The sequence below is a fragment of the Mycobacterium sp. genome (assembly GCF_050701675.1).
Lineage (GTDB): Bacteria > Actinomycetota > Actinomycetes > Mycobacteriales > Mycobacteriaceae > Mycobacterium.
The window spans coordinates 1-6,868 of the sequence record NZ_JBOGDD010000950.1; the positions used below are offsets into that span (position 1 = coordinate 1).

Annotated in this window: 9 protein-coding genes; 2 read left to right on the forward strand and 7 right to left on the reverse strand. The window is 63.8% G+C overall.

Features of this window, described 5'->3' with window-relative positions:
* Positions 1-756: serine hydrolase (locus ACRDUX_RS28870; RefSeq protein WP_526418938.1), on the forward strand; the 756-nt coding region annotated here is incomplete at its 5' end.
* 10 nt (positions 757-766) lie between these two features.
* On the opposite strand, the gene ACRDUX_RS28875 is transcribed toward ACRDUX_RS28870, so the two are convergent.
* Positions 767-1,795: a zinc-dependent alcohol dehydrogenase family protein gene (locus ACRDUX_RS28875; protein ID WP_526418940.1), complete on the reverse strand. Its 1,029-nt coding sequence runs from the start codon at positions 1,793-1,795 to the stop codon at positions 767-769.
* 199 nt (positions 1,796-1,994) lie between these two features.
* Here ACRDUX_RS28875 and ACRDUX_RS28880 point away from each other — a divergent pair, with 199 nt between their 5' ends.
* Entirely contained in the window at positions 1,995-2,525 is a 531-nt protein-coding gene (locus ACRDUX_RS28880) for an Lrp/AsnC family transcriptional regulator (RefSeq protein WP_526418942.1), read from the forward strand.
* Here the strand turns inward: ACRDUX_RS28880 and ACRDUX_RS28885 are convergent.
* The 6 genes from ACRDUX_RS28885 to ACRDUX_RS28910 all read right to left on the reverse strand — a co-directional run.
* Positions 2,482-2,958 (reverse strand): Lrp/AsnC family transcriptional regulator, encoded by a 477-nt coding sequence (locus ACRDUX_RS28885; RefSeq protein ID WP_526418944.1) that lies wholly within the window; start codon positions 2,956-2,958, stop codon positions 2,482-2,484. The two genes, ACRDUX_RS28880 and ACRDUX_RS28885, sit on opposite strands and share 44 nt — an antisense overlap.
* Positions 2,959-3,006: 48 nt before the next feature.
* On the reverse strand, positions 3,007-3,732 hold the full coding sequence (locus tag ACRDUX_RS28890; RefSeq protein WP_526418946.1) for a 3-keto-5-aminohexanoate cleavage protein: 726 nt from the start codon (positions 3,730-3,732) through the stop codon (positions 3,007-3,009).
* 34 nt (positions 3,733-3,766) lie between these two features.
* Entirely contained in the window at positions 3,767-4,435 is a 669-nt protein-coding gene (locus ACRDUX_RS28895) for an RraA family protein (protein ID WP_526418948.1), read from the reverse strand.
* A 3-nt stretch (positions 4,436-4,438) separates the two neighbouring features.
* On the reverse strand, positions 4,439-5,239 hold the full coding sequence (locus tag ACRDUX_RS28900) for a carbon-nitrogen hydrolase family protein (protein WP_526418950.1): 801 nt from the start codon (positions 5,237-5,239) through the stop codon (positions 4,439-4,441).
* A 27-nt stretch (positions 5,240-5,266) separates the two neighbouring features.
* Positions 5,267-6,337, reverse strand: coding sequence for an ABC transporter ATP-binding protein (locus tag ACRDUX_RS28905; RefSeq protein WP_526418952.1), 1,071 nt, complete (start codon positions 6,335-6,337; stop codon positions 5,267-5,269).
* A 57-nt stretch (positions 6,338-6,394) separates the two neighbouring features.
* Positions 6,395-6,868: extracellular solute-binding protein (locus ACRDUX_RS28910; protein ID WP_526418954.1), on the reverse strand; the 474-nt coding region annotated here is incomplete at its 5' end.

Here is a 6,868-nt window from a genome sequence, read left to right on the forward strand (position 1 = left end):
GGCATGGATGACACGCACTACCTTCCCCCGGCAAAGGCATGTGGTCCGCACCAGATCAGGGGAAATGCGATCGCTCTCGATCCGAACGCACCCGAGGTGGGCGAATGTCCGCCAGGGACGTGGAACACCGAACTCCTGACGCGCATCGCGCCGACAGCGCATGACGGAGACACTCCCGGTCTCAACCCCGACTTCGGCCACCTGCTCCGCGGCACTGTCCATGACCCGACGGCACGCCGCATGGGCGGAGTGGCCGGGAGCGCCGGGGTGTTCACGACGGCGCACGATGTCGGCCTATACGCGCACGCGCTCCTCGATCGCCTCGCCGGGCGCCCGAGCCCGTTTCCGCTGACGCAATCCACCCTGGAACTGATGACGACCCCGCAGCAGCCCGGACACACCACTGCACAACTCGAAGCCGCGAACAGAGCCTCTCGCGACACCATCGAAAAGACTCCCAACACAACAGATCCCCTGCTCGCGCCGCACTATCCGGCAATAGGGGGAGAGAACCTGCGCGGCTTCGGCTGGGACATCGATACCGACCAGTCCAGGCCGCGCGGCATGATCTTCCCCATCGGCAGCTTCGGCCACACCGGCTTCACCGGAACGACGCTCTGGATGGACCCCGGGTCAGACACCTACGTGATCGTCCTTGCGAACGTGATCCATCAGCGGGGCGCCCCACCCATCGCGAAGCTGAGCGGCGAACTGGCCACAGAGACAGCACGGGCCCTCCATCTGTACGGCAATTAGCCAAACTTCACTACGTCTGCACCATCTCGACGACGATCTTGCCGAAGGCGCCGCGATCGAGGTGGTCGAGCGCTGCCGGCAGCTCATCGAGCCGGTACCGACCGTCGACGACGGGCGTCAACCGCGTGTGATCGACGGCGGTGACGAGATCGTGAAGTGCGCGACGGTGCCCCGTGCCGATCCCGTGGATGGTGACGTCCTTGAGCAGCAGCGGCATCACCGGAGCCGTCACGTCAAAGCCTTCCAGCGCACCGATCAGGTGAATGTGTCCACCGACGGCCACGGTCTGCACCGCCTTGCCCAGATGCGCCCCGCCGACCAGTTCGAGGATGTGGTCGGCGCCGCGGTCACCGGTGGTCTGCAGCACGGCCTCGACCCAATCATCCCGCCTGCGGTCGATGGCGTGGTCGGCCCCGAGTGCCAACGCGCGCCCGAGCTTGTCGGCACTCCCCGACACGATGACCTGGGCCCCATGCATTTTGGCGATCTGGAGGCCGAAGAGTGCAACGCCCCCGGTCCCTTCGATGAGCACCGTCTCGCCGGCACGAAGGTGCCCACGTTCGACGAGGGCGAACCACGCGGTGATTCCGGCGCACGGCAGGGTGCTGGCGTGCGCATCATCGAGTGTCGCCGGTGCGCGTACGAACCAGTCTTCTGGCATGGCCACGTACTCGCTCAGGACGCCGGGGTAGTAGCCCCCGAGCGTTCGATACGACGGTGTGCGGGCATTACCTTGGCGGACACCGTCGATCCAGTCGGGGGTGAACGTCGAGATAACGCGGTCGTGGAGTCCGAATCGACTCGCGCCGTCACCCAGCGCCACCACGGTTCCGGCCAGATCCGAACCGGGCGTGAACGGAAACGACAAGGGCAGTCCTCTGCCACTGTCCATGACCATCTTGTCGCGATAGTTCAGTGCGACGGCACCGACCTTGACCAGGACTTCGCCCGGGCCCGGCTCAGGAACTGCAACGGTCCTCAGCTCCAACCGATTTCGGCCGATTCCGGCTATCTCCCACCGGCGCATCGTCCCTGTCATCACTGCCTCCACACATCTCGAAGAAGGGCCCGGGGTGGTGGACCTTCACCTTTATTCGGTTCGTTGGCGGCATTGCTGCCCGCTGAATCGCAGCCGCAACTCTCGGCATAGTCCTTTTTTTCGCCCGACGGGACGACGTCAGACCTGTGGGGTTTATTCCGGGGGTGGTAGCAGCCCCGTCGTCGTGCACACTTGTGCCATGGATCCGCTGGCGGCAGACGATCTGGATCGGCGGATCATCGATCAGCTACGCATCGATGGGCGCCGCTCCTTCGGTGAGATTGGGCGCTACATTGGGCTCAGCGAAGCCGCCGTGCGCTCCCGCTACAACCGCCTACGCAAGCTGGGAATCGTCCAAGTGGTCGGCATGTCTCACGCGCTGAAGCTCGGTGACGTGGAAGCCCATGTGGCCATTGAGGTGCGAGGCGTCACTGTCGAGGCGGTGGCAGCCCAGCTCTGCGCCTTTGCTGAAGTGAAGTTCGTCGGAGCCGCGCTGGGCGCTTACGACCTCGTTCTCGATGTGCGTTGCGAAGACAACGCGCACCTGTCGCGTTTCCTGCACGACAAGCTTCGCCGAATCCGCGGCATTGCACGCATGGAGACACTGACCGTCTTGGAGGTAGCCGTCGACTCCTACCTCTGGGCCGGGTTCCGACAGCCCGTGGACCGCCAGGCCACGCCGACCGTCACGGCGTCGGAGGTGAGTCCTTCTGACCTGCGCCGCCACTGAGGCCCACCCACGAGTAGTCCTTGTACAGCTGAGTGAGGATCAATAGATCCAGCCGAGCCACACCCGGCACCCGTCGGATGTCATCCAAGAGGACGCGGATCTGGTCGAGGTCGCGACACGTCGCCTCCGCGTACACGTCAGCAGCGCCTGCGCACAACGCCACGTGATTGACCGCGGGCATGGCGACGAGCGCCGCTGTGACCGACTGCGTCGTGTGATTGCGAACCGTGATGAACAGTCGTACCGATTGATGGCCGAGTGTCAGCGGGTTGCACAACGCCACGATCCGTACAGTCTCGGAGTCCAGCAGTTTGGAGATTCGGCCGCGGACGGTGCCCTCGCTGACCTCGAGTTGACTGGCCATCGACGTGAACGTACGCCGGCCGTCACGGCCGAGCATCTCGACGATTTGACGATCGACGTCATCGAACATTGTTTTTCACCGCCTGGCGATGAAGATACGCATCGAACGCGCAGTGCGTTAGGTTCGAGCCTTCGCTATCGACAGTGCCTCGGTGACCATGGCGGCGTTGTCGGCCACTGCGCCCCCTGCGCCATTCAGGACGTCTTCCAACCCGATGCGCGTCTCGGCCCCGTCTTCGAGTGCAGCGAGTAGCACGGGCCAGGCCGTCGAGTCGAACCCGTGATAGAGGATCGAGCACGAAGTTTCCTTGCGCACGATGGCCGCGATCTCGCGACACAGGCGAACGGACTCGTCGGCGTCGTCCAATTCGGGCTCGATCAGGATCCGCACGTTGTCGTGCAACGTCGGGGATGCCAGGAGCGCGGGCACGTCGTCGATGGACCACACCGCGCTTTCCAGCACGACGCCTCGCGACAGCAGCAGCTCGCCGGCCTCTGCTGCGCCGTCCTCACTGAAGGCCACGGAGGCGAAGTCGGGCAGGTCATTCTCTGGCCAGCCCTCGATGTGGCGCATCCGCTCGGCGTGGCCAGAACACGTCCACAGTCCAGTGGTCGTCCCGATGATCACGGAGGGATCGTGGGAGCGCACTGCGCGCACCATCGCCCCCACATCCGACGGGGCGATGCTTTGCCCCCCGTCGGGGGTGCGGGCGTGGGCATGAACGACGCTGGCGCCCAACGCGGTCACTCGCGACGACTCGATGGCGATCTCGGCCGGAGTCAGAGGTACCGATGGTGCTTCCTGCCGCGTGCGCCCGCCGTTGATGGCAGCTTTGAGAAACAAGACGAATTCTCCTGGAAATCTGAGTGAAGATGGACTATTGCGTGAGCTTTTCGATGATCTCGGTGGCGCCGGTCTCGGCGCCCAGCCGAGCGCCTGAGCGCACCGCCGCGATCAGTGCAGGCTCTTCGGCGTCGTCTTTCAGAGCGGTGTCGATGATCTGCTCGAGGACCGTTGATGGGCTCGCGAACACTCCGTTGGCATCAGCGAGGATGACGTCTCCGGAGCGGACGGTGACGCCCCCGATGGTCACGTCGACATGGTGGCCACCGTCGTCGATGCCGTGCAGCTTCGTGGTGAGCAGGCTGCGCCCGTAGGCATAGACGGGAATTCCCAGTTCGGAGACCTCATCGACGTCGGTCACGACGCCGTCGACCACGATGCCACGAGCACCCCTGGCCGCAGCGGTCGCTGCCACGACGAGGCCCACCGGTGCATGGCGTCGGTCTGCGCCGGTATCGACGACGAGCACGTCGCCGGGTTCCAGATACCCGGCCGCGTGGTGCAGCATCGTGGAGTCGGTGGCCGTGGTGCGCACGGTGATCGCCCGCCCCACGACGCGGGCGGTGCCGCATTGCCGGACAACCGCGGGGTCCACGAAGCCGGCTTCTAGGTAGTGGCCCAGCGTGGCGAACGACACCTTCTCCAGTTTGGCCACCAGCGACGGATCGAGTCCCGCAGGGAGGGGGTTGATTTCGATGGGCAATGTTCAGTCCTTCACGCTCATCGCCAGATCGATGCGGCGATTCTTGAGGGCGGGCAGCGTATCGCGTACGGCATCGGTGCGGGTAGGTGAGATCTCCACGATGGCGACGGTCTCGGGTTCATCACCGACGGCGACGCGGACGATGCCCATCGGATCGACTATGAGGGAGTCGCCGATGCAGTCGGGGGAGATACTGCCGGCCGCGCACACCCATACCGTGTTCTCGATAGCGCGAGCCCTCACCAACGTCTCCCAGTGATCTTCTTTGCGTCGGCCTGCTACCCACGCTGCGGAGATGGTGATCAATTCGGCATCGAGACCGATCAGATGCCGTGCCATCTCGGGGAATCGGACGTCGTAGCAGTTGAGCAGGCCGACCCGGACACCTGCCAGCTCGACGACGGGCGGCATCACCGAACCCGCTGTCACATAGGACGATTCCTGATAGGCGAAGGCGTCGTAGAGATGCAGTTTGCGGTAGCGAGCAGCCACTGCCCCATCGGCGGCGATCGCCAGCAAGGTGTTGTTGGGACGTGTGGTGCCGTTCGGCTCGTAGCCGCCGATGACGATCGCGATGTGCTGCAGTGCAGCAAGGCGAGACATCCGGTCTTCGAACTTGGGCCACTCGTCGTGCACGGTGTCAGCGAGCGGCCTCGTCAGCCCTTCGGTGAGAATCATCGACTCTTCCGGGAAGACGACCAACTCGGCACCTCCAGCACGTGCGCGAGCGGTGAGCCGTTCGATGGCGGCGTAGTTTGCTTCGGGGTCGGTGGTCGGCCCGAACTGCGCAACGGCAGTTAACATTCGAATCCCTTTCTCGTGTGGTGTGGTTCAAACAGCCAAGGCGCGTGCGTCGGATGGCATCCAACTCAGCCATACGTCAGCCCCGGAGCTCAACGTCCTCAGGTCGGTGCTCAACAGGGCGCTGGGTACCGTTGCCACGACGTGATTGTCACCGGCGATGACGGTTCCAAAGCGCCATTCGTCTCCCGTGTAGACGGTCTCGGTGACTACTGCCGGGACCGAGAATCCCGGTGGGGCCGTGCATGTGATCTGAACGCGCTCGGGTCTGACCGCAATTCCGACGGCGCCACCGTCGGCGACGTGTTCGACTTCAGTTGCCGGCACCGGCCCTACGCTCGCGATGTCAAAGCCGCCTCCCGATCGGGTGCCGCCGATCACATTGCAGCTTCCAATGAAGGATGCGACGAACCGCGATCGGGGCTCGTCGTAGATCTCTGTGGGACTGCCGATTTGGAGGACGCTACCTGCTGACATCACGGCGATTCGATCGCTCATGGTCAGCGCTTCTTCTTGGTCGTGGGTGACGTAGACGAAGGTGATGCCGACTTCACGTTGCAGGGTTTTCAGCTCGATCTGCATCTGTTTGCGCAGCTGCTGGTCGAGTGCTCCGAGTGGTTCGTCGAGAAGAACGACAGCTGGTCGGCCCGTGACCGCGCGAGCAAGTGCAACACGTTGACGCTGACCACCGGACAGCTGTGTCGGCTTGCGGTCGGCCATCGCGTCGAGTCGCACCAAGCGCAACGCGTCATTCACCCGTGTGATCCGCTCTTGCTTCGGAGTCTTACGCACCTTCAGCTCGAATCCGACGTTGTCAGCGACTGAAAGATGCGGAAACAGCGCGTAGCTCTGGAAGAGCATGTTGAGGTCGCGCTTGCGTGTGGGCACGTTGGTGACGTCCGATCCGGCTAGCTCCACCACACCGGCGGTGGGGGTTTCGAAGCCGGCGATCATCCGCATCAACGTGGTCTTTCCGCATCCCGACGGGCCGAGGATGGAGAAGAATTCGTTGCGTCCGATCTCCAGATCAAGCGGCTGCACGACGACGGACTCGCCGAAGGACTTGGTGACGCCGTGCAGGCGGATCGCGGGTTCAGTCATCTTGTCTTCCCACGGATTTCGTCCGGACCTTCGTGGTGGCTCTCAAGGTGTCTAGTTTCATGACGCCTTCACCCGCGTCCATCCGTCCTGGTAGTAGCGCATCGCGTCGTCAGGGTCGAGGACGAACTCCGCCTTCTCGATTTGGTCGGCGGGCGCGAAGATGGCGGGGTTGGACAGTAACGCTTGGTCGGTGATGAGCTTTCGGGCTGCGTCGTTGGTCGTCGCCAACGAGCCGTCATTGGTCGCCATCGCGCCGATCTCAGGGCGCAGGATGAAGTTCAACCATTCGTAGGCCGCGTCGGAGTGCGGGGCATCCTTGGCCATGGAGAAGCTGTCGACCCAGAGTGAACCGCCTTCCTTCGGAAGCACGTACTTCACACGGGGATTGGCAGCAACGACTTGAGCGACTTGGGATCCGCCCCAGGCCAGCGATGCACATGCGTCACCGGAGGCGACCAGATCGAAGTAATTGGTTGAGTTGTAACCGGCCAGGAGTTGCTTCTGTTCGAGGAGCTTGTCCGTGGCGCGGTT

Excerpts from the sequence above, each read along its gene's own strand:
- ACRDUX_RS28905 (WP_526418952.1), bottom strand. The coding sequence starts at position 6,337 with ATGACTGAACCCGCGATCCGCCTGCACGGCGTCACCAAGTCCTTCGGC.
- ACRDUX_RS28885 (WP_526418944.1), bottom strand. The coding sequence starts at position 2,958 with ATGTTCGATGACGTCGATCGTCAAATCGTCGAGATGCTCGGCCGTGAC.
- ACRDUX_RS28880 (WP_526418942.1), top strand. The coding sequence starts at position 1,995 with ATGGATCCGCTGGCGGCAGACGATCTGGATCGGCGGATCATCGATCAG.
- ACRDUX_RS28900 (WP_526418950.1), bottom strand. The coding sequence starts at position 5,239 with ATGTTAACTGCCGTTGCGCAGTTCGGGCCGACCACCGACCCCGAAGCA.
- ACRDUX_RS28875 (WP_526418940.1), bottom strand. The coding sequence starts at position 1,795 with ATGACAGGGACGATGCGCCGGTGGGAGATAGCCGGAATCGGCCGAAAT.